The sequence below is a fragment of the Kocuria sp. SL71 genome (genome assembly GCF_026672465.1).
Lineage (GTDB): Bacteria > Actinomycetota > Actinomycetes > Actinomycetales > Micrococcaceae > Kocuria > Kocuria palustris.
Genome location: NZ_JAPPRE010000001.1, coordinates 947,646 through 971,694 on the forward strand (window position 1 = coordinate 947,646; position 24,049 = coordinate 971,694).

Annotated in this window: 21 protein-coding genes and 2 pseudogenes; 13 read left to right on the forward strand and 10 right to left on the reverse strand. The window is 69.0% G+C overall.

The features are described from left to right. Window positions 1-21: 21 nt before the first annotated feature. Window positions 22-570, reverse strand: coding sequence for a DUF3099 domain-containing protein (locus tag OVA15_RS04335; RefSeq protein WP_268143319.1), 549 nt, complete (start codon window positions 568-570; stop codon window positions 22-24). A gap of 247 nt (window positions 571-817) precedes the next feature. On the opposite strand from OVA15_RS04335, the gene fabG reads away from it, so the two are divergent. Both fabG and OVA15_RS04345 read left to right on the forward strand, forming a co-directional pair. After that, a complete protein-coding gene (gene fabG, locus OVA15_RS04340) occupies window positions 818-1,552 on the forward strand; it encodes a beta-ketoacyl-ACP reductase (protein ID WP_251714960.1) in 735 nt (244 codons plus the stop codon). A 90-nt stretch (window positions 1,553-1,642) separates the two neighbouring features. Continuing rightward, window positions 1,643-2,398: an SDR family oxidoreductase gene (locus OVA15_RS04345; RefSeq protein ID WP_006213156.1), complete on the forward strand. Its 756-nt coding sequence runs from the start codon at window positions 1,643-1,645 to the stop codon at window positions 2,396-2,398. A 77-nt stretch (window positions 2,399-2,475) separates the two neighbouring features. On the opposite strand, the gene serB is transcribed toward OVA15_RS04345, so the two are convergent. Then, on the reverse strand, window positions 2,476-3,411 hold the full coding sequence (serB, locus tag OVA15_RS04350; protein ID WP_024290430.1) for a phosphoserine phosphatase SerB: 936 nt from the start codon (window positions 3,409-3,411) through the stop codon (window positions 2,476-2,478). Window positions 3,412-3,507: 96 nt separating this feature from the next. On the opposite strand from serB, the gene OVA15_RS04355 reads away from it, so the two are divergent. The 6 genes and pseudogenes from OVA15_RS04355 to OVA15_RS04385 all read left to right on the forward strand — a co-directional run. Next, window positions 3,508-4,293: an ABC transporter ATP-binding protein gene (locus OVA15_RS04355; protein ID WP_204781761.1), complete on the forward strand. Its 786-nt coding sequence runs from the start codon at window positions 3,508-3,510 to the stop codon at window positions 4,291-4,293. A gap of 13 nt (window positions 4,294-4,306) precedes the next feature. Beyond that, the gene (locus tag OVA15_RS04360) at window positions 4,307-5,173 is read left to right on the forward strand and encodes a sulfite exporter TauE/SafE family protein (RefSeq protein ID WP_024290428.1); all 867 of its coding nucleotides are present in this window, start codon (window positions 4,307-4,309) and stop codon (window positions 5,171-5,173) included. A gap of 50 nt (window positions 5,174-5,223) precedes the next feature. Beyond that, on the forward strand, window positions 5,224-6,033 hold the full coding sequence (locus OVA15_RS04365; protein WP_268145609.1) for a TrmH family RNA methyltransferase: 810 nt from the start codon (window positions 5,224-5,226) through the stop codon (window positions 6,031-6,033). Window positions 6,034-6,371: 338 nt separating this feature from the next. After that, window positions 6,372-7,691, forward strand: coding sequence for an AAA family ATPase (locus tag OVA15_RS04375; protein WP_268143323.1), 1,320 nt, complete (start codon window positions 6,372-6,374; stop codon window positions 7,689-7,691). Between the two features lie 2 nt (window positions 7,692-7,693). Beyond that, window positions 7,694-8,293, forward strand: a complete 600-nt coding sequence (locus OVA15_RS13395) for an RloB family protein (protein WP_442786722.1) — start codon at window positions 7,694-7,696, stop codon at window positions 8,291-8,293. Between the two features lie 480 nt (window positions 8,294-8,773). After that, window positions 8,774-9,160, forward strand: a pseudogene (locus tag OVA15_RS04385) (TrmH family RNA methyltransferase); the annotation flags it as partial. Window positions 9,161-9,230: 70 nt separating this feature from the next. Here the strand turns inward: OVA15_RS04385 and OVA15_RS04390 are convergent. The 4 genes from OVA15_RS04390 to OVA15_RS04405 form a co-directional block, all read right to left on the reverse strand. Beyond that, window positions 9,231-9,965: an SDR family NAD(P)-dependent oxidoreductase gene (locus OVA15_RS04390; protein ID WP_268143327.1), complete on the reverse strand. Its 735-nt coding sequence runs from the start codon at window positions 9,963-9,965 to the stop codon at window positions 9,231-9,233. Continuing rightward, window positions 9,962-10,219 (reverse strand): dihydrofolate reductase family protein, encoded by a 258-nt coding sequence (locus OVA15_RS04395; protein ID WP_268143329.1) that lies wholly within the window; start codon window positions 10,217-10,219, stop codon window positions 9,962-9,964. Before OVA15_RS04395 ends, OVA15_RS04390 begins: the two co-directional genes overlap by 4 nt. Continuing rightward, entirely contained in the window at window positions 10,207-10,353 is a 147-nt protein-coding gene (locus OVA15_RS04400) for a hypothetical protein (protein ID WP_268143331.1), read from the reverse strand. The genes OVA15_RS04395 and OVA15_RS04400 overlap by 13 nt, the downstream gene beginning before the upstream one ends. A 121-nt stretch (window positions 10,354-10,474) precedes the next feature. After that, a complete protein-coding gene (locus OVA15_RS04405) occupies window positions 10,475-11,446 on the reverse strand; it encodes a helix-turn-helix transcriptional regulator (protein ID WP_268143333.1) in 972 nt (323 codons plus the stop codon). A 107-nt stretch (window positions 11,447-11,553) separates the two neighbouring features. Between OVA15_RS04405 and OVA15_RS04410 the strand changes: the two genes are divergently transcribed. From OVA15_RS04410 to OVA15_RS04420, 3 genes are all read left to right on the forward strand, one after another. Continuing rightward, a complete protein-coding gene (locus tag OVA15_RS04410; protein ID WP_268143335.1) occupies window positions 11,554-12,102 on the forward strand; it encodes a mycothiol transferase in 549 nt (182 codons plus the stop codon). Between the two features lie 145 nt (window positions 12,103-12,247). Next, on the forward strand, window positions 12,248-12,664 hold the full coding sequence (locus OVA15_RS04415) for a hypothetical protein (RefSeq protein WP_268143337.1): 417 nt from the start codon (window positions 12,248-12,250) through the stop codon (window positions 12,662-12,664). A gap of 65 nt (window positions 12,665-12,729) precedes the next feature. After that, window positions 12,730-16,431, forward strand: coding sequence for a DNA polymerase III subunit alpha (locus OVA15_RS04420; protein WP_268143339.1), 3,702 nt, complete (start codon window positions 12,730-12,732; stop codon window positions 16,429-16,431). Window positions 16,432-16,448: 17 nt separating this feature from the next. Here OVA15_RS04420 and OVA15_RS04425 read toward each other — a convergent pair whose 3' ends face one another. The 4 genes and pseudogenes from OVA15_RS04425 to OVA15_RS04440 form a co-directional block, all read right to left on the reverse strand. Continuing rightward, the gene (locus OVA15_RS04425) at window positions 16,449-17,000 is read right to left on the reverse strand and encodes a gluconokinase (protein ID WP_268143341.1); all 552 of its coding nucleotides are present in this window, start codon (window positions 16,998-17,000) and stop codon (window positions 16,449-16,451) included. A gap of 90 nt (window positions 17,001-17,090) precedes the next feature. After that, window positions 17,091-18,059 carry an MFS transporter gene (locus OVA15_RS04430; RefSeq protein ID WP_268143343.1) on the reverse strand — a complete coding sequence of 323 codons (969 nt, stop codon included), beginning with the start codon at window positions 18,057-18,059 and terminating at the stop codon, window positions 17,091-17,093. Window positions 18,060-18,161: 102 nt separating this feature from the next. Further along, entirely contained in the window at window positions 18,162-19,553 is a 1,392-nt protein-coding gene (locus OVA15_RS04435; protein ID WP_268143345.1) for a mannitol dehydrogenase family protein, read from the reverse strand. Further along, window positions 19,550-20,002, reverse strand: a pseudogene (locus tag OVA15_RS04440) (glucuronate isomerase); the annotation flags it as partial. The pseudogene OVA15_RS04440 and the gene OVA15_RS04435, both read right to left, overlap by 4 nt. A gap of 182 nt (window positions 20,003-20,184) precedes the next feature. Between OVA15_RS04440 and OVA15_RS04445 the strand changes: the two are divergent. Together OVA15_RS04445 and OVA15_RS04450 are read left to right on the forward strand one after the other, a co-directional pair. Then, window positions 20,185-21,402 carry a hypothetical protein gene (locus tag OVA15_RS04445; protein ID WP_053447405.1) on the forward strand — a complete coding sequence of 406 codons (1,218 nt, stop codon included), beginning with the start codon at window positions 20,185-20,187 and terminating at the stop codon, window positions 21,400-21,402. A 400-nt stretch (window positions 21,403-21,802) separates the two neighbouring features. After that, window positions 21,803-24,022, forward strand: a complete 2,220-nt coding sequence (locus OVA15_RS04450; protein WP_268143347.1) for a catalase — start codon at window positions 21,803-21,805, stop codon at window positions 24,020-24,022. Window positions 24,023-24,049 lie beyond the last annotated feature (27 nt).

Genomic DNA, 24,049 nt, shown 5'->3' on the forward strand with positions numbered 1-24,049 from the left:
CGCAGGCGGCGCGGGCGGGTCTCAGCCGGATCGGCCGCCCGTTCCATTGTCCTGCATTCCGGCAGCGGAGCGGCCCCGGCCGGATTCGAGCATGCGCTCGGTGTCCTCGCTCCACTCGCCGTCGATCGTCTCCGCATCGGAATCGCTCGCGGGCTCGGCGGTCAGCTGGACGGGGGCCGGCTCCGGATCAGGGGCCATGTACGACGACGAGCGCTCGGTGCGGTCCGCGCCCACATTGGCCAGCAGCACGGCCGACCAGGGAAGCACGATGATGCCCAGCCCGCACACGATGCGCAGGATCCAGTGGTCCACGAGCACGAACGCGATCAGGCAGACCACGCGCAGCAGCATCTGGATGCCGTAGACGACCATGCGCCGGCCCATGTCCGCCGAGTGCGCCTCCGGTGTGGAGGTGATCGAGTAGGAGTCCGCGTCCTTCCCCCGACGCTTCCCGCCCGATCCTGAGGACGAGGAGGCTCGGGGCTCGACAGCGCGGGAGCGGGCGCGCGCTCGCTCGGCCGAGGCCTGCATGGCGGCGAGGTCGGAGGGGTTGAGGTATCGGGGCGTCATGTCCTCAGCTCCTTCCGCCGCGTTCAGACGGCGCAGCAGGAACCCGGTGCGCCGCGGCCGTCGGATCAGCCGCCCGACGGCATCCCACCATTGTGCACCCGCGCGCTGACAGCCTCGGGCCGGGCGGCTGACTGCTGATCGGCACAAGCCGGAACGGGGAATCTCTGAGATGCTCCACCACGGATCGGCGGACGCCGGCCGGTAATGTGTCGCTGGACTTCTTCCGCTTCGAAAGGCTCGACACCACATGACAGCTCAGACGCAGGACGCGCAGACTCCGCGAGTGGTCCTGGTGACCGGCGGCAACCGAGGCATCGGCCGCAGCATCGCGGAGGCCTTCCGTGCCCAGGGTGATCAGGTCGTCGTGACCTACCGCTCGGGCGAGGCTCCGGAGGGCGTCGACGCCGTGCGCTGCGACGTCTCCGACACCGAGTCCGTGGACGCGGCCTTCATCGAGATCGAGAAGACCTGGGGCCCCGTGGACGTCGTGGTCGCCAACGCCGGGATCACCCAGGACACCCTGCTCATGCGCATGAGCGAGGACGACTTCACCTCCGTGGTGAACACCAATCTCACCGGGGCCTTCCGGGTCTCCAAGCGCGCGACCCGCGGCTTCCTCAAGAAGAAGGCCGGGCGCATCGTGTTCATCTCCTCGATCGTCGGCTACACGGGCGGTCCGGGGCAGGTCAACTACGCGTCCTCCAAGGCCGGGCTCCAGGGCATGGCCCGCTCCATCACCCGCGAGCTCGGCGGCCGCGGCATCACCGCCAACGTCGTGGCCCCGGGCTACATCCGCACCGACATGACGGCGGAGCTTCCCGAGGACGTCTCGGCCGGCTACGCCGAGCGCATCCCTGCCAACCGCTTCGGCGAGCCCGAGGAGGTCGCCGAGGTCGTGCGCTGGCTGGCCACCTCCTCCGGGGCCGCCTACATCAACGGAGCCGTGATCCCGGTCGACGGCGGCTTCGGCATGGGCGTCTGAGGCCTCTGCCTTCCCGGACGCACCCGACACAGCATCTGAGGCCCTTGAGCGGTCGCAGACATCCAGCAGCAGCGAGCACAGGAGAGCACCATGGACTCAGTGGCAGGCAAGACTGTCGTCATCACCGGATCCTCGCGCGGCGTCGGCGCCGACACCGCCAAGATCCTCGCCGGGCAGGGCGCGAACGTCGTCGTGAACTACCGGCAGAAGGCTCCGCGCGCCAATAAGGTCGTACAGCAGATCGAGGAGGCCGGCGGCAAGGCCGTGGCCGTGGGCGCCGATCTCACCGATGATCAGGGCATCAGCCCGCTGCTGCAGGCCGCGCAGGACAGCTTCGGGTCCGTCGACGTCGTGATCCTCAACGCCTCGGGCGGCATGGAGTCGGACCTCGGCGAGGACTACGCCATGCGCCTGAACCGCGACGCCCAGGTCCGCGCTCTGGAGACCGCGGCCGAGGCCCTGCCCCAGGGCGGTCGCGTGGTGTTCGTGACCAGCCACCAGGCGCACTTCATCCGCGAGGTCGAGACCATGCCCGAGTACGAGCAGGTGGCGCTGTCCAAGCGCGCCGGCGAGGATGCGCTCACCGAGCGGATCCCCATGCTCTCCGAGAAGGGCATCGACTTCGTCGTGGTCTCCGCGGACATGATCGAGGGCACCGTCACCGCCACGCTGCTCAACCGCGCTCGTCCCGGCGCGCTGGATCAGCGCCGCGAGTCGGCAGGCCGCCTCTATACGGTCCAGGAGTTCGCGCAGGAGATCGCCGCCATGGTCACCGCCGACGTTCCCACCGGACACGTGGAGCTCGTGGGCGGAGCCGAGGACTTCCTGGCCCAGTCGCAGGGCTGATCCAGCACCTTCGACATACGACGACGGCGGCGCCGAGCTCAGTGAGCTCGGCGCCGCCGTCGTCGTGCAGGGGGACCTCAAAGGTCGGCGAAGAAGCGCACCGCATCCAGGTTGGGGATGTTGATCTGGGCGTCGGCGACCTCGCGCAGCACGGGCTTGGCGTTGAACGCGATGCCCACCGCGGCGGCCTCCAGCAGCTGGATGTCGTTCGCGCCGTCGCCCACGGCGATGGTCTGATCGGCAGCGACTCCGTCCGACTCGGCCCAGGCGCGCAGCATCGAGGCCTTCACCGAGGCGTCCACGATGGGGCCCAGGATGCGTCCGGTCAGGCGACCGTCCACGACCTCCAGCTCATTGGCCAGGTAGTGGTCGATCTCGTGCTTGGCCATCAGCGGCTCGAGCACCTGGCGGAAGCCGCCGGAGACGACGCCCACGGTCCACTCGGCGCGGTGGAAGGTCTCGACCAGCACGGCAGCGCCCACCGTGGGACGCAGCTCCTGGGCGACCTCGCCGATCACGGAGTCCGGCAGGCCCTCCAGCAGGGCGACGCGCTCGCGCAGCGACGCGGCGAAGTCGAGCTCCCCGCGCATGGTGCGCTCGGTGATATCGGCGACGTGGTCCTGCACTCCGGCCTTGGCTGCCAGCAGGTCGATGACCTCCTGCTGGATGAAGGTGGAGTCCATGTCCATGACGAGCAGCTTGCGGCGCTCGGGATCCAGGATCGAGGCGGGGACGACGCTGACGTCGACGTCGTCCCACAGGGACGAGAGGGGATCCGGTCGCACGATCCGGCGAGCCTCGTCCAGGGTCAGGCCCGTGAACTTCGCGTAGGCGGCGTTGTAGCCGTTGAGGTCTCCATCCGCCGAGCCGCCGCCGGAGGCGCTGGGCGTGACGCGGACGCGGCCGTGGGACTCGATGTCGCCCCCGGCCTCCTCGATGGTCTCCATGATCTGCCCGACGGTCTCCGGATGCGGTGTCCGTGCCAGGGCGATCAGGGCGAGTTGCTCGGTCATGGCGGCGAGTCTAGCGGCAGTGGGCTTGTCATCCGGCATCGTCCGGCTCTGCAGGTCGTCACGGACGGGAGCCCGCCGGAGGATAGAGTGGCGGGCATGAGCGCAGCCCTGTCGATGACCGATGTCGATCTCGTCCGCAGCGGGAAGAACCTGCTGGAGCAGGTGAGCTGGTCCGTGCAGGACAGCGAGCGCTGGGTGGTCCTGGGGCCCAACGGCGCCGGCAAGTCCACTCTGCTCTCCCTGGCCTCGGCACGTCAGCACCCCACCCGCGGCACCGTCGAGATCCTCGACGAGACCCTGGGCCGGGTGGACGTGTTCGAGCTGCGTCCGCGGATCGGCCTGACCTCTTCGCACCTGGCGGATCAGATCCCCGGCGGGGAGACCGTCGCCGACGTCGTCCTCACGGCCGCCTACGGCGTGGCCGGGCGCTGGCGCGAGCACTACGACGAGGCCGACACCGAGCGCGCCGCACAGCTGCTGTCGGACTGGAACCTTCAGGGACTGGCCGATCGGAAGTTCGGCTCGCTGTCCTCCGGGGAGAAGAAGCGGGTGCTGATCGCCCGCGCCCTGATGACCGACCCCGAGATCCTGCTGCTCGACGAGCCCGCTTCCGGACTGGATGTGGCCGGGCGCGAGGACCTCGTGACGCGGCTCGACGAGCTGGCCGCCTCCGAGCTGGCGCCTGCCGTGGTGATGGTGACCCATCACCTCGAGGAGGTGCCCCCGAACTTCACACACGCCCTGCTGCTCAGCGAGGGCCGCGTGGTCGCCGCTGGACCGGTGGGCGAGGTCATGACGCAGTCCAACCTCTCGGAGACCTTCGGCATGCCGCTGAAGCTCGTGCGCGTGGGCGATCGCTTCGCCGCGTTCCGCCGCGACTGATCCGGTCCTCTCGATGGAGTGGATGTCCGGGCTGCTCGAGTCGTTCGAGTTCACCTGGTGGCAGGCGGGGCTGATCCTCGTGGCCGGGGTGTGGGCCGGTCTGATCAACACGATTGTGGGCTCCGGCACGCTGGTGACGTTCCCCGTGCTGGTCACCATGGGCGTGCCGCCGGTGACGGCCACCATGTCGAATGCCATGGGCCTGATCGCGGGCAACCTCACCGGGGCTTGGAACTACCGCGCTGAGCTGCGCGGGCTGCGCGGCACCCTGCTGAAGCTGCTGCCGTGCTCCATCGTCGGCGGTGCGATAGGCGCCGGGCTGCTCATGGTGCTGCCCGAGGAGGTCTTCTCCTATGTGGCGCCGGTGCTGATCGTCGTCGCTCTGTTCTTCGTGGTCTTCCAGCCCCGACTGCAGGGGATCGTGCGGCAGCGGAAGGAGGCTCAGGCTCAGGAGATCGCTGACGCCGCCCGGGCCCACGGCGAGGAGCCGGCACAGCTGGACCCGAACTCCCTGCCGCAGCCGTCGATCCTCTACGTGCTCGTGTTCATCGCCGGCATCTACGGCGGCTACTTCGTGGCCGCCCAGGGCGTGCTGCTGCTGGGGATCCTGGGCGTGTTCCTGCTGGCGTCCATGCAGTCGGCCAATGCCGTGAAGATCTTCCTGGTGGCCGCGGTGAACATCGTGGCCGCCGTGTCCTACATCCTCTTCTCTTTCGAGCGCATCGACTGGTGGGTCGTGGTGCTGATCGCGATCTCATCGTCGGTGGGCTCGTGGCTGGGCGCCAAGGTGGGCCGCCGGCTCTCGCCGGTGGCCCTGCGCACGGTGATCGTCGTCCTGGGGCTGGCCGCCCTGGCCAATATGGTGAGGCAGGTGCTGTGAGCCAGCAGATCCCCCCGTCCTTCGACGAGCTCGGTGAGCGGTTCCCGCAGCTGACGGTCCTGAGCGATCCGGCCGATCCTCGGGTGGCGGACTACACCTCGCTGACCGACGTCTCGCTGCGCCGCAAGCTCGAGCCCGAGCGCGGGATGTACCTGGCGGAGTCCTCCAAGGTGCTGCGCCGGGCGCTTGCGGCGGGGCATCAGCCGCGGTCGTTCTTCATGTCCCGCAAGTGGGTGCTCGATCTGGCCGATGTGCTCGACGCCCACCCCGAGGTCCCTCTTTATGTGGGGGAGGACGAGGTGCTCGAGGGCGTCACCGGGTTCCACCTGCACCGCGGGGCGCTGGCGGCCATGCAGCGCCCGGAGCCGCTGCCGCTGGCCTCGGTGCTGGCCTCGTCGCAGCGCGTGGCGATCGTGGAGGACGTGGTCGATCACACCAACCTGGGGGCGATCTTCCGCTCGGCGGCAGCCCTGCAGGTCGATGCCGTGCTGGTGACCCCGCGCTGCGCCGATCCGCTCTACCGCCGGGCGATCCGGGTGTCCATGGGCACCGTCTTCCAGGTGCCGTGGGTGCGCTTGGAGCACTGGACGGCGGATCTGCAGCAGGTCAAGGACGCCGGCTTTCTCACCGCGGCCATGGCGCTGGAGGACGACTCCCTGGCCCTCGACGAGCTCGGCACCCGCGTGCGGGAATCGGGGGAGAGGCTCGCCCTGCTGCTGGGCACCGAGGGCCACGGGCTCACGCCGCCTGCCATCCACCACGCCGATCTCACGGTGCGGATCCCCATGTCCCACGGGGTGGACTCGCTGAACGTGGCCGCGGCGTCTGCGGTGGCGTTCTGGGAGACGCGGCCGGTCTGACGCCCGTCACGGCTGGCACCGCGTCCTCCTGAGGATCCGTCACCGCGGACCCATGGGTGACATGGGTCAGGTCGAGGTCATCAGCGGCGTCAGAGCCGCCCATGTGGGTGGGCACCCAGCCGGGATCGACCGCGTGGACGATCACCCCCGGGCGCAGTGGCGCCACCGCAGCCTCAGAGCGGTCCCGTGGCCCTGCCCATACCTATCCGGATGATGTTCGTCCGATGGTTCTGGGCGTCTTTGACGACCCGATCGGTCGACACCCGAGCTTCATAGGAGTCAGTCGATCTGCTCGAAAATCGTAAGAACTTCGACGCTCCGCATGCTATCTTCAACCTATGATCCTGTTGAGCTTCACCGTGCGCAACCATGCCAGCGTCCGGGATGAGATTACGCTCGACCTCACGCATCCCTCACTCCGAACCCTGCAGCCGAAGGGCTCCGACTGGTCGCGAGCGAGCTACCCGCTCGCAGGCATCTTCGGTGGCAACGCCACCGGGAAGTCGCAAGTGCTGGATGCCCTGCGGTATGTTTTTGCAGCCATCGAGAGGTCTGCGACGAGCTGGCAGGCATCCAAGTCCGTGCACCGTGCCCCCTTTCTGCTCGATGGGACGGCACGCTCGTCTTCGAGTACATACGAGCTCGACTTCGTCCATGATGGCCGCCGACACCTGTACGGCTTTGAGGTCGACGCCGAGGGGATCAAGCGAGAGTGGATGCGCGACGTTCCTAAATCGCGCTGGCGCACCCTGCTCGAGCGCAACCGCGGAGAGGGTACGCTTAATTTCCACGCGTCATTGCGCGGGAAGATCGAAGTCACTCCTCGGGAGTTGGTCCTGAGTCGCGCACTTCTTCTGGGCGATACGCTTCTTCACGCCGTCGCCCAGGATCTCGTATCGCACTTCGATGCAGTATTGGTGAAGGACTCCCACCGCGAGGAGCGGCTGAGGGATATCGCGGATTCCTTGGCCGACAAGACCATCACTTTCACAGATATTGAGGCGCTACTCCAAGTCGCTGACATCGGAGTGGTGAAGGTTGACATCGAGGAGATGAATATCCCCGAGGGTTTCCGTCGTGCGATTCTCAATTTGAAGCGAGAGTTGCGTGACGACGAGGAAACGGATGAGGGTGACAATAGCGGTGACGAGCTCGATCCTGATCAGCTCGAGCAGGTTATTCGCCATCTAGTCTTCACTCACCGCGGAACGATAGAGGACAGCCCAGCGTTCTCAATCCAGGACGAGAGTGATGGCACTATCGCGTGGCTCGCCACCGCAGTTCCAGCACTGGAGGCCCTTCGGCAAGGCGGACTTCTAGTGGTCGATGAGATAGACGCGAGCCTCCATCCTCACCTGCTGGAGCTACTCCTCGGTGCGTTCGCGGATCCGAGTGTCAATACAGAGCACGCCCAATTGATCTTCACCAGCCACGAGTCGTTCGTCCTGTCGCCTTTGAGTGAAGTTAGGTTGGATCCTGAGCAGATTTGGTTTACCGACAAGTCCTATGAGGGAGTTACAGAGCTAACGTGTCTCTCTGATTTTCCGAGACACCCCGATGCAAACGTGTCTCGGCGCTACCTTACGGGCCGATATGGCGGCACTCCACGCCTTTCGCCCAGTTCCTTGGCTGCACTCGTGCAATCCGGGAAGGAATAAGCGTGTCAAGTAGACGAGGAGGAAGAGTCAAGAGACGGCCACAACGCAATTTTGCCCGGCGTATCCTTGTCGTAACTGAAGGCATAAGGACAGAACCCCAGTACGTCGAACTTCTCAATAGATACCTGCGCAGCAAGTCGACCACGGCGGTCGTCAAGTCGATGGGTGTCGGGGCGGATCCTTTTCGTGTCGTTGAAAAATCCATTGAATTGCGTGACGTTGCCGCCAGTAATGATAAACAGTACGACTTCTGTGTGTGCCTGGTCGATGTAGATGATCACAGCACACTGGAGCGCGCGAGCAGGCTGGCCGAGCGCGAGTCAGTCCTGCTTTTAGTTTCAAATCTGAAGTTCGAAGTATGGTTACGCTGGCACTCCGAGGACAAAAGGTCAGCCTTGAGCTCGTCCCAGCTGGACCGGCAAGTTGCGGCGCTAAAGTTAACCAGCGAAAAGTCACTGACTCCACGATTTCCCATCGAGTGCGTCGACGACGCTTGTAGAATCGCTCGATCGACGGATCCCGCGATGAAGGCTGGACGAACCGGCCCGAATCCTTCATCTGCGATGCCCCTTCTCGTCGATCTCATGCGTGGTGCGAGCTGATGTGGTGCAGTTATTTCTGGGCTTCCGATGTGAATCTCTTCATCTTTTAATTGCATGGCGGACGACGGGTAGCGCAGATTTTCCTTCGATTGTGGACGCGTTTCAGTGATTACTCTGGTTGTCATCTGGCCGCGCACGAAGACGTTCGCAAAGGATTGGCGGAACGGTCTAACCGCCGTTCGGGCAGACACGGCTGAGGCGTTCGCGAAGCATGTCATATAGTAGCTGCCACCTTAGCACGCCAATCGATCTCGAAAAGCGGCGTTGTAAAATTTCGCTCGTCCGGGTGAAGTCGGTCAGAGCAACTTTTGCTGTGATGAACTGTTCCAGGCGCCGACGTTCGGAGTGACATGACGAATGAGGTGACAGACATACTTGGACGCATTGTATTGGCCATGCCTGATGTACTCCGCACGCATTGGCGTAGCTACAGATTTCTTTCGACGTATCGTATATGGCTATTTGACTCATCAGGTCCAGGTGGCGGCCCTGCAGGTCGATGCCGTGCTGGTGACCCCGCGCTGCGCCGATCCGCTCTACCGCCGGGCGATCCGGGTGTCCATGGGCACCGTCTTCCAGGTGCCATGGGTGCGCCTGGAGCACTGGACGGCGGATCTGCAGCAGGTCAAGGACGCCGGCTTTCTCACCGCGGCCATGGCGCTGGAGGACGACTCCCTGGCCCTCGACGAGCTCGGCACCCGCGTGCGGGAATCGGGGGAGAAGCTCGCGCTGCTGCTGGGCACCGAGGGCCACGGGCTCACGCCGCCTGCCATCCACCACGCCGATCTCACGGTGCGGATCCCCATGTCCCACGGGGTGGACTCGCTGAACGTGGCGGCGGCGTTCTGGGAGACGCGGCCGGCCTGAGGCGCGCCTGGGCCTAGACGCGCCCGGCCCAGACCCTGCCCGGCTGACCGGCCGCGGCTCCTCAGGGGGGTCAGCCGTCGCGCAGATCCGTCCCCGTGTGCTCGGCGAGCGCCGCGAGCAGCTCGTCCTGGAAGGCTTCGTCGTGCACGTTCGCGTGGGTCTTCTCGACGCGCCCGTGATGCCAGTACCCGCCGGAGCTCAGCGCTTCGGCGTCCTGGCTCGTGGCCAGCCAGGCCTGGGTGACGTGGGCCAGCTCGAGCTCCTCGGCGGCGTCGGGGCCGCCCATGCGGGTTGGCACCCAGCCGGGGTCGACGGCATTCGCGAGCACGTCCGGGCGCAGTCGCGCCACTGCAGCCATCAGCGCAGTGACCAGCAGCTTGGTGTCCGAGTACGAGACGGTTTCAGAGGCTCCCGACCAGTCGGCCGAGGCCAGCTCCGGTCGTCCTCCCCGGTGCATGCTGCTCGACAGATAGATCAGCCGCGGGGCTGTCAGCAGCGTCGTGAGCACGTAGGGCGCCACCACGTTGACCGACAGCAGGTCGGCCCCGGCGATCACTCCGGCATTGTGGATGACCGCATCCAGCGGGCCGATCTGCTGGGCCTGCTCGGCGATGCCGCGCACCTGGCCGGGGTCAGCGAGATCGCCCACGACGCTCGCGGCTCCGGCGTCGATCAGGTACTCGACGGCTGCCAGCCGATCCTGGGAGCGGGCGTGGACGACGACGTCGTGGCCGTCCTCCAGCAGCGCCGCAGCCGTGGCTCGGCCCACGCCGGTGGTCGATCCGGTGACCAGGATGCGGGTCATGACTGCTCCTGGGCGACCGGGCCCGTCACGTCGTAGCGCAGCCACAGGCTGCCGTCCTCCAGAGGCTCGACTCCCTTGAGCGCGAAGCCGATCGGCAGGGGGCTGGAGTGCTCGCTGCTGGCCTCGAACAGGGAATTCGTGTCGGTCTCGCCGTCGGCCAGCGGCATCATCACGATGCTGATCTCATCGCAGAGCCCGTCGCGGACCATGGACCAGTTCAGGGTCCCTCCGCCGCCGAGGATCAGCTCGTCCACGCCGAAGACCTCTCCGATCCGCGCACCGCGATCTCCATGTCCAGCGTCTTCTCGCCGGCGATGAGATAGGAGGCCCCGACGGAGCGCAGGTGCGCCTTGAAGGCGTCGCTGGCGCTGTTCGGGATCAGCTCCACGATGTGGGCGTCGCGTCGACGTCGAAGTAGCTGAACGAGCCGCGGTGCCCCGTGTAGAACCGGTCCTTGCGCCAGATCGATGGAAGGTCCTGGGAGGACCCCCTTCATCCCGCGCTGAGCCTCATCCGGTCGAGTCCGCGACGCTGCGCCCCAGGCGGTCGGACAGACGCCTCATGGCCTGGTGAACCTCCTCATCGCCCAGCACAGTGAAGTCCTGCCGCAGCGTGCTCAGCCACCTCGCCGCGTCGTCGGGATCCTCGGCACCGGTGCGGAACTCGGTCTCGGACTCCCCGACGGGTTGCAGGTGCCCTGCCAGGCGGGGCATGGTCTCCGCGACCTCGTCGAGCGGTGCGTGGATCAGCACGACGACCTGATGCCGCCAGGCGTTGGGCGGCGTGGGCTCGTCGAGACGCGCCAGCACTTCATCCAGGCCGGGACGCGGCGTGCAGCGCCGCAGGAGGATCTCCGGCTCGCTCAGCCGGTCGAAGCGGAAGGTGCGCCAGTCCTCCCGTGCGGGGTCGTAGGCCACCAGCATCCATCTCCCTCGCACCGGCACCAGCCAGTGCGGCTCCACGCGCCTGTCCGTGCGCCGACCATGGCGATCCGTGTAGGCGAAGCCGAGCATGAGCCGCTGCTGGATGGCATCCATGCAGTGCAGCAGTGACTTCGGGTCGACGGCAGCGGCATCGACGGTGCGGTGGGGGATCCCTGCCTCGGAGGCTTCGCTGAGCCCCCGCAGTCGGCGCCTCACCCGAGGAGGCACGATCTCTTGGAGAAGGTGCAGCGCCTGCAGAGCTGCGTCCGCATGTGCTCCTCCGGCTGCGGCGGCGTCGGTCAGGGCGAGCGCGACGGCCACGGCCTGGTCCAGGTCGAGCGCCAGCGGAGGCAGCAGGCCGCCTTGACCCAGGTGGTATCCGCCGTAGAGGCCGCCGCCGGAGTTCACGGTGTAGCCCAGCTCGCGCAGCCGGGCGATGTCGCGGCGCACCGTCCGGGGAGTCACCCCGAGCTCGGCGGCGAGCTCGTCCACCTGCCAGGAGCGGCGCACCTGCAGAAGCCTGAGCAGGGAGAGGGCTCGGGAGGTGGGATCGGTCACCTGCTCATCATCGCTCATCCCGAGGACAGGATCTGTCCTCGGTGTGAGCAACAGTGTGCTCAGCGCCCGGATCCGCCGGGCCATGAGCCCTGCTGGAGGACACCACCATGGGATTCCTGACCCCGAACGCCGTCGGCGAGCACGACGTCCTGCGCACCTACGCGCTGCAGCAGCTCGCCCAGATGCGCACCACCGTCCATGGCCTGAGCGATGAGCAGGCCCATGCCGCACCCACCGCCTCGGTCCTGAACCTCACCGGCCTGCTGCTGCACACCTCGGCCGTGGGGGTGTACTGGTCCGCGCTCGCGGCTGCAGCACCCGGGGCGCCCGTCCTTCCGGAGGATCTGTCGGAGGACCCGTCCTTGGACTCGCTCATCGCAGACGTCCGGCCCTTGAGCGAGGTCCTGGAGCAGTTCGACCGTCACGTGGCCCTCACCGCGCAGAACCTCGACGAGGCCGCCGAGCTGGATGCGCTCGTGCCCGTCCCGCCCTCGCCCTGGATCCCCGAGGACGTCACGCACTGGGAGGTGCGGTGGTGCCTGGCTCACATCGCGGCCGAGGTCGCCCGTCATGCGGGGCACGCGGACCTTCTCCGGGAGACGCTGGACGGGAGGGGCTCCTTCGAGCTCAATGATGCGGCCGACCGGGAGGCATGAGGCGCGAGCACCCCATCCTCGCCCTGGGAACTGGTGTTCCCATGAGCGTCATATTCGTCTTGTGCTGTCGTACACCTCTTCTAGTTTCGAAGCATCGATCGGACGACGATCGGGACAGGCGGGACGCGGGAGAGCGGAGGACATCATGGGACTGCTGATGCAGGGCGTGGAGGTCGAGTGCGGGAGGTCGGGGGCCCCTGTGCGGGTGCTCTGGGAGGGGCGGGTGCACAGCGTCGCGGAGGAGCCGGTGCGCTGGCATCGGCGTCGCTCGTGGTGGGTGGATGGGCATCGCGCCCCGCGGGACACCGAGGTGGTCGATCAGGAGATGTGGCGCGTGCAGGTGCGGCTGAGCCCGCGCGCGGCACTGATCACCCTGGAGCTCGTGCACACCATGGAGACCGGGCGCTGGCGCCTGCTGCGGGCCACCACGGAGACCGGAGGCGGGGTGATCGATCTGCCCCTGCGGCGCCGCGAGGCCCTCGCCCAGTGCTCGGCGGCCGCAGAGCCCTCCGGGCTCGACCGCAGGATCGGCGAGCTGCGGGCCCTCGACTCCGCCTCGTGAGCCCGACGCCCTCGAGCCGCCTGCGGTGAGTTGACTCTGATTCGAACATAGTTTCGAATACGGGGGTGACCTTCACCCATCTGCATGTGCGCACGGCCTTCAGCGCGCACTACGGCGTCGCCCGCCCGGAGGCTCTCGTGTCCGCCGCCGCTGCCGACGGAGCCGACGCCCTGGGGTGCACGGATCGCGACGGCCTCTACGGGGCGGTCAAGCATCTGGGTGCCTGCCGGGCTGCGGGCATCGACCCCATCCTGGGCGTCGATCTGCGGGTGGGCGATCCGGACGGCGAGCGCTTCCACCGCGTGGTGGTGCTCGCCGCCGGAGCCGGGGCCGGAGCAGCGCCGGGGGAGGGCTACGCCGCGCTGTGCCGGCTGATCTCGGACGCGCACCGGGTGGAGGGGGCGGAGCAGACCTGCGGGGCCGCGGCTGGTGAGCGCGGTGACGGTGCGGCTGGGGCGAGTGCACGGGGATCCTCCGGCGGAGGCGCCCGGACAGGCGCTGCGCGGCTGCGCTCGCGGCTCGGGTCGGGGCCGAGCGCCTCGTTCCTGCCCGGGATCACCAGGCAGCAGCTGCGTCGGCGGGCGGTGCCGGGGGCCTTGGGGGACCCCGGGACCGGCTCCTCAGGTGGCGGCATCTCGTCCACGAAGCACAGCGCAGAGCCGGGGGCAGAGGACACGGCCGCAGAGGCGAGGGCGGGAGCCCCCGTCCGGCTGGTCGTGCTGCTGGGCCCGGATTCGGATGTGGGCAGGCTGCTGGCGGCCCGTCGCTATCGCAGCGCTCGACAGGCCCTGGCTCGCTGGAAGCAGCTGCTGCCCCCGCAGGCGCTGGCCCTGGAGGTCGTGCACCACCTGGCGGAGCCCGGCGCCTCGGGGAGCGCGGGCCACGCCGCCCGGACCCTGCGGATGGGTGTCGAGTCCGGAGTGCGCTGCGTGCTCTCCAATGCCGTGCGCTATCTCGATCCGCAGGACGCGGCCACCGCCGACGTCCTGGACGCCGCCCGCACCCTGACCCCGCTGGCCCAGCTGGCAGCGGGGGAGACCGACAGCGAATCCCTGCAGCCCAACGGCCAGGCCTGGCTCAAGCCCGCCGCGCAGATGGAGGACCTGGCCCGCGACACAGCCCGCAGCGCCGATCTGGGCGCAGCAGGGGTGAAGGCGCTGCTGGGCGGCACCGCCGAGGTCGCCGACCTCACCCGCCTGGACGCCGCCGCCGACTGCGGCTGGGGCAGACCGGTCGTGCCGGAGGCCTCGGTGCTGGGCCTGAGCTCCCCGGCACCCCGGGAGCTGCGCCAGCGGTGCCAGACGGCCGTGGCCCGCTGCTACCCGCAGGCCGCCCCCGGCTCACCGGCCTGGCAGAGGGTGCAGGAGCGCCTGGAGCACGAGCTGGCGATCATCGAGCACCTGGGCTTCGCGTCCTACTTCCTCACCGTCGCCGAGGTCTCGGACATGATCGGGCAGATGGGGGTGCGTCGGGCTGCCCGCGGCTCGGGCGTCTCCTCGCTGGTCAACCACCTGCTGGGCGTCTCCCAGCCGGATCCGCTGGAGCACGGGCTGATCTTCGAGCGCTTCCTCTCCCGGGACCGCTCGACCCTGCCGGACATCGACATCGACGTCGAGTCCGCCCGGCGCCACGAGGTCTACGACCGCATCTTCGAGCGCTTCGGGCCTGAGCGGGTCTCGCTGATGAGCATGCAGAACGCCTACCGCGCTCGCGGTGCGGTCCGCGACGCCGGTCTGGCCCTGGGTATGGAGCCGGCCCAGGTGGACGCGATCGCCAAGCAGCTGTGGCGCTTCTCGGCCTCGTCGTTCCGGGAGGCCCTCGAGGAGAAGCCCGAGCTGGCCGAGTTCGCCCAGCAGGTCGCCCAGGACAAGCAGCTCGACCTGCTGGTGGACGTCGCCGAGCGCCTGGACCGGCTGCCGCGGCACATCTCCATGCACCCGTGCGGGGTGATCCTCTCCGATCAGTCCCTGCTGGGTCGCACTCCCGTGCAGGCCTCCGGGCTGGGTCTGCCCATGAGCCAGTTCGACAAGCACGACATGGACCCCATGGGCATGCTCAAGCTCGACGTCCTGGGGGTGCGCATGCAGTCCACGCTGACCTACGCGCTCGACGAGATCCAGCGCCTCGAGCTGATCCGCGCCCGTCGTCGCGATGAGGAGGATGAGGCCGCCGTCGTCCCGCCGCGCATCGATCTGGAGGCGGTGCCGCGGGACGACCCGGCGACCTTCGAGCTGATCCGCTCCACCCACACCCTGGGCTGCTTCCAGATCGAGTCCCCGGGCCAGCGGGAGCTGATCGGCAAGATGGCCCCGGAGAGCTTCGACGACCTGATCGTGGACATCTCCCTGTTCCGCCCCGGGCCCATGCAGTCGAACATGGTGCGGCCGTACCTGGATCAGCGCCACGGCTTCGCCACGGTGCCCTCGATCGACCCGCGCCTGGACCCGATCCTGGCCGAGACCCACGGGGTGACGGTCTTCCACGAGCAGATCCTGCGCATCCTCGACACCGTGACCGGCTGCGGTCTGGCCCGGGCCGACGAGCTGCGCCGCAAACTCGGCGGCCCCGAGGAGCCGGCCGTGGAGCGCTTCGTGCGCGAGTCCGCCCGCGCGCAGGGGGACTGGAAGCCCGCGGTGCTCGATCAGGTCTGGGAGATCCTCTCGGCCTTCGGCTCGTTCGGCTTCTGCAAGGCCCACGGCGCGGCCTTCGCCGTGCCCACCTACGAATCCGCGTGGCTGAAGGCCCATCATCCGGAGGCCTTCCTGGCCGGGGTGTGGGAGCACGACCCCGGCATGTACCCCAAGCGCCTGCTCGTGGGGGAGGCCCGACGCATGGGCATCCCCGTGCTGCCCGTGGACGTGAACCGCTCCGATGACCACCACCGTGTGGAGGAGCTGGCCCCGGAGGAGGGCCTGGACGCTCAGGGGCGCCGCCGGCTGGGCATCCGGCTGTCCCTGCGCGAGCTCAGCGGCGTCTCGGAGTCGGAGATCGCACGCCTCGTGGCAGGACAACCCTACGCCTCGCTCGGGGATCTGCGTGCACGGGCGCGGCCCACCCGGCGCTCGCTCGAGCGGCTGGCCTCGGTGGGCGCGCTGGACGGGCTGCTCGAGAGCTCCGGCAGCACGGCCAACCGCGCGGACCTGGTCCAGGCCATGCGCCACCGAGCCGACGCCCGCCCGTCCGCCGTCCGCCGCGAGGTCTCCGGGCAGCTCGAGCTGCCCCTGGGCGATCCGGAGCTGCGGGGCCTGGTGCCGGGCCTGCCGAGCCCCAGCACCGAGCAGACCGTGCGCGCCGAGCTCGACCACATCGCTCTGGACGTCTCCGCCCACCTGGTCGACAGCTACGCCCCGCTGCTGCGCCGACTGGGCGCCACCGCCGCGGGCGATCTGCTGGAGCTGCGCTCGCAGACCGAGGTGCTCGTGGCCGGGGTGCGGGTCTCCACCATGACCCCGCCCATGCGCGGCGGGAACCGCGTGGTGTTCATCAGCCTGGACGACGGCACCGGGACCGCCGACTGCGCGTTCTTCGACGAGGCGCAGCGTCTGTCCGGGCCGGTGCTCTTCGGCACGCGACTGCTGCTGGTGCGCGGGACCACCCGCCGCACCGGCCCGCGCGGGATCAGCATCACCGCGCTGCAGGCCTGGGCCCTGACCCGACCGGATCTGGAGGAGCAGGTCGCCGCTGCCCGGGCCGACAGCGAGCAGCACGGCAGGCGGGGCCGGGGCCCGGATTCGGGTTCAGAGCGACCTCGTCGTCGGGCCGGCTGAGGGGCAGCAGCAGCGACTCAGTCGCGGGGCATCTCGTCCCGGATGGACTGCAGCGCCGGCAGGGCCTCGTCGATCATCTGCTCGACGCTCTGGCCGATGTCCAGGACGTAGCCGGCCTCGTCCTCCGTGAGCGCCTCGAGGGTCTCCATCTGTGAGCTCAGCAGCGCCGGGGGCATGAAGTGCCCGCTGCGGCCCTCGATGCGGGCGGTGAGCACCTCCAGCGAGCCGTTCAGGTGCAGGAAGATCGTGCTGGGGGCCGTGGCGCGGATGCGGTCGCGGTAGACGCGGCGCAGCGCCGAGCACGCCATGACCACGCCCTCGCCGGACTCCTCGGCCTCCTGCAGGCGTCGGCCGACGATGTCGAGCCAGGGCCAGCGGTCCTCGTCATCCAGGGGAGTGCCCGCGGCCATCTTCTTGACGTTGTCGATCGGATGCAGGTCATCGGCATCCACGAACGGCACGGACTTGGCATCGGCCACCAGGGCGCCGATCGTCGTCTTCCCGGAGCCGGAGACCCCCATCACGACGACTACAGGGGTGGGCCTGGCAGCTTGCTCGTTGGCGACCATCACAGAAGTTCCTCTCCTCGGTGCTCGGCGGGGGCATCGTCGCCTCCCGCGGCAGACCGCCCGCCAGGCTACGGCCCCGCGGGACGGTTCTCAGCGGGATTTCCCTCGATTGCCCGCGACGGGGCCGCTCAGCGCGCAGCGGGCCCCTGATCGGTCAGCGGGTAGGACTGCACCAGGATCCGCGGCCAGCAGGAAGAACGCGGCGGGGGCCACGCCTGCGGCCAGGGTGATGCCCGTGATCGCGGGGTCGGGCTGCGCTGCGGCGCCGGAGACGCAGCCGAACTGGCCGATCAGCCACAGCCCGGCCCAGTCGCCCAGGGCCTCGCCCACGAAGGCCAGGGCGTCGCGCGCGTAGTAGATCAGGATGCCCGTGACGCAGAACAGCCCGGCGAGATACACCACGGAGATCCCGGCCAGGGTCTGCAGAGCGCGGTTGGCTGCGAGGGTCTGCAGGCTCTCCTTGAGCCCGACCTCGGCGATCCTGCGCTCGACGTTCGCCCGGGAGGTGATGACGAGCAGCGCGATGGTGCGGGTCAGTGTGGCCTGCAGGCCGTCCGGATCGCCGGCGAACTGCTGGATCGCCGGGCTGATGGCCACGGCCGTGACGATCTGCATGATGCCCGTGCCGATGGTGCGCGCCAGTGCGAACTTGGAGCGGTCCTGGCTGTTGCCCGTCATGGCGGCTGCCAGCGAGCCGTAGGGGATGTTGACCAGGGTGTAGAAGACCGACCCCAGCAGGAAGCAGGTGACGACGGCCCAGATCAGCACGCCGTTCGTGCCGCGCAGACCGGCCGGCGAGAACGCGAAGACGGCCGAGAGCAACAGCGGCACGCAGAAGACCATGATGTGGGGCCGGAACTTGCTCATGCGGGTGTTCGTGCGGTCGATGACGGACCCGATGAGGATGTCCGTGAAGGCGTCGACGAAGCAGATGGCCGGAAGATCAGCCCGACGGTGAGCTCGACGTCTCCGCCTTGTGCCCCCATGCTCTGAAATCGCGGAGGTGGTCCACCTGCACGTTGCAGGGTGCTGCCCGCAGGGCAGCGAGCGTCGCCTCATGTCAGAGGTGACACAGATCTGGCCGCAGTCGCCCGGAGGCGGCTGCGGCCAGTTCCCGTGCTGTGCTCGGCTGCCCCGAGAGGGGCTCGGCCGCGCAGAGGCTCAGTCGCGCAGGGCCTGCGCCAGATCCGTGATCTGCTCGATCACCTCGGGCTGCTCGGCCAGCTGCGCGTCCAGGAGCCCGACGAGCGAGCGGATCCGATCCTCGCTGCGAGAGGCCTCGAGGACCTGCTCGGCCCGGGAGTCGCTGAGCTCGTCGCGCCCGTCCACGTACACGGTCCAGGCGGCGATCATGCGCGCTGCGATCTCGCCGCTGCGCCCGGCCTTGAGCACGGGCACAGCGCGCATCTGCAGCTTGGTCAAGCCGTCGCCTGCGATCTGGGCCAGGTTGTGCCGGATGCGCGGGTTCTCGAAGCGCTCGAGCAGCGCCTCCCGGTAGGCCGGCACGTCCAGGCCCGGGGTAGTGAGGTGATGCGCCGCCTCGTCCCAGAACTCGAGGACCTGCTGGCGGGAGACCTCATCGGTGATGGCCTGCTCGACGGTCTCGTGCCCGCGCAGCTGCCCGGCGTAGGCCAGCAGCGAATGCGCCCCGTTGAGCAGCCACAGCTTGCGGCGCTCGAACGGCTCGAGGTCCTCGACGAACACCGCACCGGCGCGCTCCCACTCGGGGCACCCGGCGGGGAACTCGCCCTGCGGCACCCAGCTGCTGAACGGCTCGGTGACGACCGGGGCCTGATCGGCGAACCCGGTGGCCTGGGCGACGTCGTCGAGCAGGAAGTCCTCGGTGGCAGGGGTGATGCGGTCGATCGAGGTGCCCACGAAGGACACGCTGCGCTCGATCCACTGGCCGAGCTGCGGGTCGAGCTCGGCGGCAAGGCCCTGGATCGCGTGGTGCGCCGCCCGGTCGTTGGCCGAGAGGTTGTCGCAGGACACGACGGCGATCGGCCCGGCCTCGGCGGCGCGGCGCGCGGCCAGGCCCACCACGAGCTTGGCCGCCGGCGAGGCCGGCACGCCCACGGCATCGGTGTCGAAGGAGCCGGCCGCGAAGGCCGCGCGCAGAGTCTCCAGATCGGCGGCCACGGTCTCCTCGGCGGCGTCGAAGGACAGCTCCGGGCCGAGGTTGCAGGCGGCCTCGGTGATCGTCAGCGTCACCACGGCGGTGGACGGCGCGGCCAGCAGCTCCCATAGGCGCCGCACATCATCGGCGGCGCGCGGATCGCTCAGGGCGCCGATGATCTCCGGCTCGTCGGACTCGGGTCCGCGGACCATGAGGGTGAACAGCCCGTCCTGGGCGGACAGCAGATCCGACATGCGCGGCGAGCGGCCAGTGAAGGACGCGAAGCCCCACTGCGGATCGGAAGGATCCGCCTCCGAGTGCTGCGTGTACCAGAGCTGGTGCGCCCGGTGGAATGCGCCAAGTCCCAGGTGCACGATGCGCACCGGGGCAGCCGGGGCCTGCGGGTGGGTGGTGCGGTTCAGCGGTTGCGCCCTCACAGCTTGAAGGCCCTCCTGAGTGCGGCGTCGACGATGATCTCCTGGGCGCGATCCTCCGTGATCCGGTGCTCGGCCAGCAGCTTGGCCAGGAACGAGGCCTCGGTGCGCCGGGAGGCCTCGTGGCGGACCGGGATCGAGGTGAACGCGCGGGTGTCGTCGATGAGCCCGGAGGAACGGGTGAAGCCGGCGGTGCCGGTGATCGCGCTGCGCCACCGGTGCATGGCATCGGGCTCGTCGATGAACCACCACGGGGCGCCCACGTAGACCGACGGGTAGAACCCGGCCAGCGGGGCGATCTCGCGGGAGAACACGGTCCCGTCGATCGTGAACAGGACCAGGTTGAAGCCCTTCGCGTTGCCGAAGTCCGCCAGCAGCGGCTGCAGGGAGCGCGTGCACTCCATCCGGAACGGGATGTCGTGGCCGGTGTCGGCGCCGAACTTCTCAAAGGTCTCGATGGAGCGGGTGGCCGGATCCGCCGGGAGCAGGCGGTCCGGATGAGATGCGATCGACTCTGATGACATGCTCCCCAGCCACCGCGGCCGGGTGATGGCCCGACAACGGGTGGCCGTGACTTGCTGATCCTCGGACGCATCCGGAGCGAGCCGCGGCAGCAGGATGCCAGAATGAGCAGATGGCTTATCGAACCCAGGTTCTCGGACTGCTCGCAGACCCCGGCGTGCCCCAGAAGGTCATCGACGCGCTCGCCGGCAGGATCGCCGAGCAGCTCACCCGCAGGACGGGCACGCCCTGGGAGACCGAGGTCAGCGATGTGACCTTCCCCCTGAACGACGACGGCACCGTGCCCTTCAGCGATCGCGCCCCGGACATCCTGGACCGCCACGGCTGGCGCTACCTGGTCTACGCGACTGATCTCCCGCGCGCCCTGGACCGCGTTCCGGTCGTCGCCGAGGTCGACAAGGCAGGCCGCTCGGCCATGGTCTCCCTCCCGTCGCTGGGTGCGGTGGGGCTGAAGTCCTCGGCCCTCGAGCTGATCGTGGATCTGGTGGCCACGAGCGCCCGCGACGCGCACAGCCCGGTCGAGGGCGATGAGCTCATCGAGGCGCTGCGGCTCTCCCGACTGGTCTCCCGAGCCGGGCTGGAGGAGGGCGTGCACTACCTGGTGCGCCCGGGTCCGACGGCTCGGCTGCGCCAGGTCTCGGGCATGGTGCGCGCCAACCGCCCGGGACGTCTGATCACGGCGCTGGGCGGCGGCATCGCCGCAGGTATGGCCTCGGGCGGGTTCGGCGTGTTCTTCGGCAGCATCTGGAGCCTCTCCGTGGCACTGAGCCCGGTGCGGCATGTGCTGATAGCGGCCATCATGATCGTGACCTTCACCCTGTGGCTGATCACGCGCAACAAGCTGTGGTTCCGCGACCGTGCGGCCACCGGCTCGGGTCGAGCGCTCGTGGAGAACATCGCCACGTTCGTGACGGTGCTGCTGAGCATCATCGCGTTCTTCGCCGTGCTGTTCGCCGCCCTGGGGCTGCTCTCGCTGATCGTGATCGACGCCGACTTCCTGGCCGGGCAGCTGGGGTACGCACCCGGGCCGTGGGACTACATCGCCATCACGTCCCTGTCCGTGTCCATGGGCATGCTCGCCGGCGCCCTGGGCTCCAACTTCGACGACGCCGAGGCCGTGCGCATCGCGACCTACTCCAAGCGCGGCCAAGAGCAGCGCGAGAAGCTCGACGAGTACCGCGACGAGGAGGATGAGCAGCAGGACCAGGAGGATCAGGACGAGCAGGCCGACCGGGAGGACAAGCATTCCGAGAACCGCTCGGACCCCGAGGCGCAGCGCACCAGCGAGGGCCGCAGGCGGGCGCAGGAGGACCGGGACCGGCGGCACTGATCCGCGCTGGAGCTCGATGCTCCCGCAGCATGCAGCAGGGCCCGTCGCCATCACGGCGACGGGCCCTGCTGCCTTCCGGGGGAGGGAGGCCGGGACGACGGCCTGGGTGCGGATCAGGTGGTCCCATGCCGAGAGCCCGGCGGTGGCGCCGGCGCCCTGGGCGACCACGATCTGCTTGAAGGGGATCGCGGTGCAATCCCCGGCCGCAAAGACGCCCGGGATGGACTGCAGGCGGAGTCCATGCGACACGGGGGCTATGTGGCGCACCTCACCTGCAGCTCCGGATTCCCTGGCAATCCAGTCAGCCTCCTTACTTATCAGGCTGCGGACGGATAGACAGGAGGCGGGCCGGCGGCCGACAGCCCCGGCCGGCACAGCGACGATGTCAGGAGGATCCGCCATGTCAGATCACCGCCCCGAGCTTCCTCAGGTGCCAGGGGTCCCTGGCTCCGAACCGGCATCCGCGCAGGAGCCCGTCCAGCCGCGCAGCCCGCTGCCTCCCAAGCCCGATCAGTCCGCCCCGCAGACTCGCACGGCCACCGGAGAGCAGACCGGCGCTCCCGAGGGCGCCCGAGCCCAGCAGGGCGAGTTCCTCACCACCGCGCACGGGACCCGCCTGAGCACCTCCGAGGACTCCCTGAGGGCGGGGCGCCGCGGACCCGCGCTCCTGCAGGACCATCACTTCCGCGAGAAGGTCTCGCACTTCGATCACGAGCGCATCCCCGAGCGGGTGGTCCATGCTCGCGGTGCCGGTGCCCACGGCGTCTTCGAGTCCTACGGGACGGCCTCCCGCCTGTCCAGCGCCGGGGTGTTCGCCGAGGGGAAGCAGACTCCCGTCTTCGTGCGGTTCTCCACCGTGCTCGGCTCACGCGGCTCGGGGGATCTGGCCCGCGACACCCGCGGATTCGCCACGAAGTTCTACACCGACGAGGGCACCTGGGACCTGGTGGGAAACAACATCCCGGTGTTCTTCATCCAGGATCCGATCAAGTTCCCCGATGTCATCCACGCGGCCAAGCCCCATCCGGATCGGGAGATCCCGCAGGCGCAGTCCGCCCACGACACCTTCTGGGACTTCGTCTCCCTCCATACGGAGGCGCAGCATCACACGATCTGGAACATGGCCGACCGCGGCATCCCGCGCTCCCTGCGGATGATGGAGGGCTTCGGGGTCCACACGTTCCGCCTCGTGGCCGCCGACGGCTCCACCTCGCTCGTGAAGTTCCACTGGAAGCCCAGGCTGGGCGTGCACTCCGTGCTGTGGGAGGAGGCGCAGCTGATCAACGGCGCCGATCCCGACATGCACCGACGCGACCTGGCCGATGCGATCGAGGCCGGAGCACATCCGCAGTGGGAGCTGGGCGTCCAGGTCTTCCCGGACACCGAGGACGAGACCTTCCAGGGGATCGACCTGCTGGACCCCACCAAGCTCGTGCCGGAGGAGCTTGCCCCCGTCGAGGCGGTCGGGCTGATGACGCTCACAGCCAATCCCTCGAACTACTTCGCCGAGACGGAGCAGGTCGCCTTCAACCCGAACAACCTGGTCCCAGGCATCGATGTGACGAACGACCCGCTCCTGCAGGGGCGGCTGTTCTCCTATCTGGACACGCAGATCACACGGCTGGGCGGGCCGAACTGGACCCAGCTGCCGATCAACCGCCCGCATGCCCCGGTCAACGACATGCTGCGCGACGGCATGCACCAGTCCGCCGTGCACTCCGGGGTCGCGCCCTACCGCCCGAATTCGCTGGACGGGGGCAATCCGTTCGAGACGCCCGACTCGCAGCGGCCGTTCATCGACGTGGCGCAGCCGATCGCGGAATCGGTCAAGGAGCGTCGCCGCCCGCAGTCCTTCGAGGATCACTTCAGTCAGGCCCGGATGTTCTGGCTCTCGCTCAGCGAGATCGAGCGCGAGCACACCGCGCAGGGATACATGTTCGAGCTCGGCAAGTGCTGGGATGAGAACGTGCGCATCCGCCAGCTGCAGCATCTGTCGGCGATCGATGCGGAGCTGGGCCGCACAGTGGCCGAGGGCCTCGGCCTGCCCGAGCAGGAGCCCACGACGGCGCCCGCCCAAGACGTCCAGCCATCCCCGGCGCTGTCGCAGCTGGGGAGGACCTGGCCGGTCGACGGGCGCCAGATCGGCATCCTGGTCGGGAGCCGCGTGGACGGCGACTCCCTGGCGCAGGTGATCCGCGAGATCGACGGCGCCGGCATGGTTCCGCTGGTGATCGCCCCCACCGGAGGCACCGCAGCCGGGGATGTGGTCGCCCAGCGCACGCTGCTCACAGCCCGCTCGGTCGAATTCGATGCGGTTCTGGTGGCTTCGGACCCCCTGCCCGGACCCGATGCCGCCCAGGGCCTGGACGCCAAGGCCGCTGCGCCCAGCCCCCAGGAGGTGGATCCGCGTGCGAGTCTGCTCCTGCAGGAGGTCTGGCGCCAGGCCAAGCCCATGGGCGCGTGGGGCACCGGCATCGACACCCTGGGGGCCCTGGGCATGGCCGACGGCGTCGGTGTGACCGTGGCGCAGACGCCCCAGGGCGTGCTCACCGGCGTGAAGGAGGCACTGACGCGCCATCGCGTATGGGACCGCTTCCCGACCACCGGCAGGCTGGCCTGAGTCCTCCGGACACCGGGACGTGCGAGC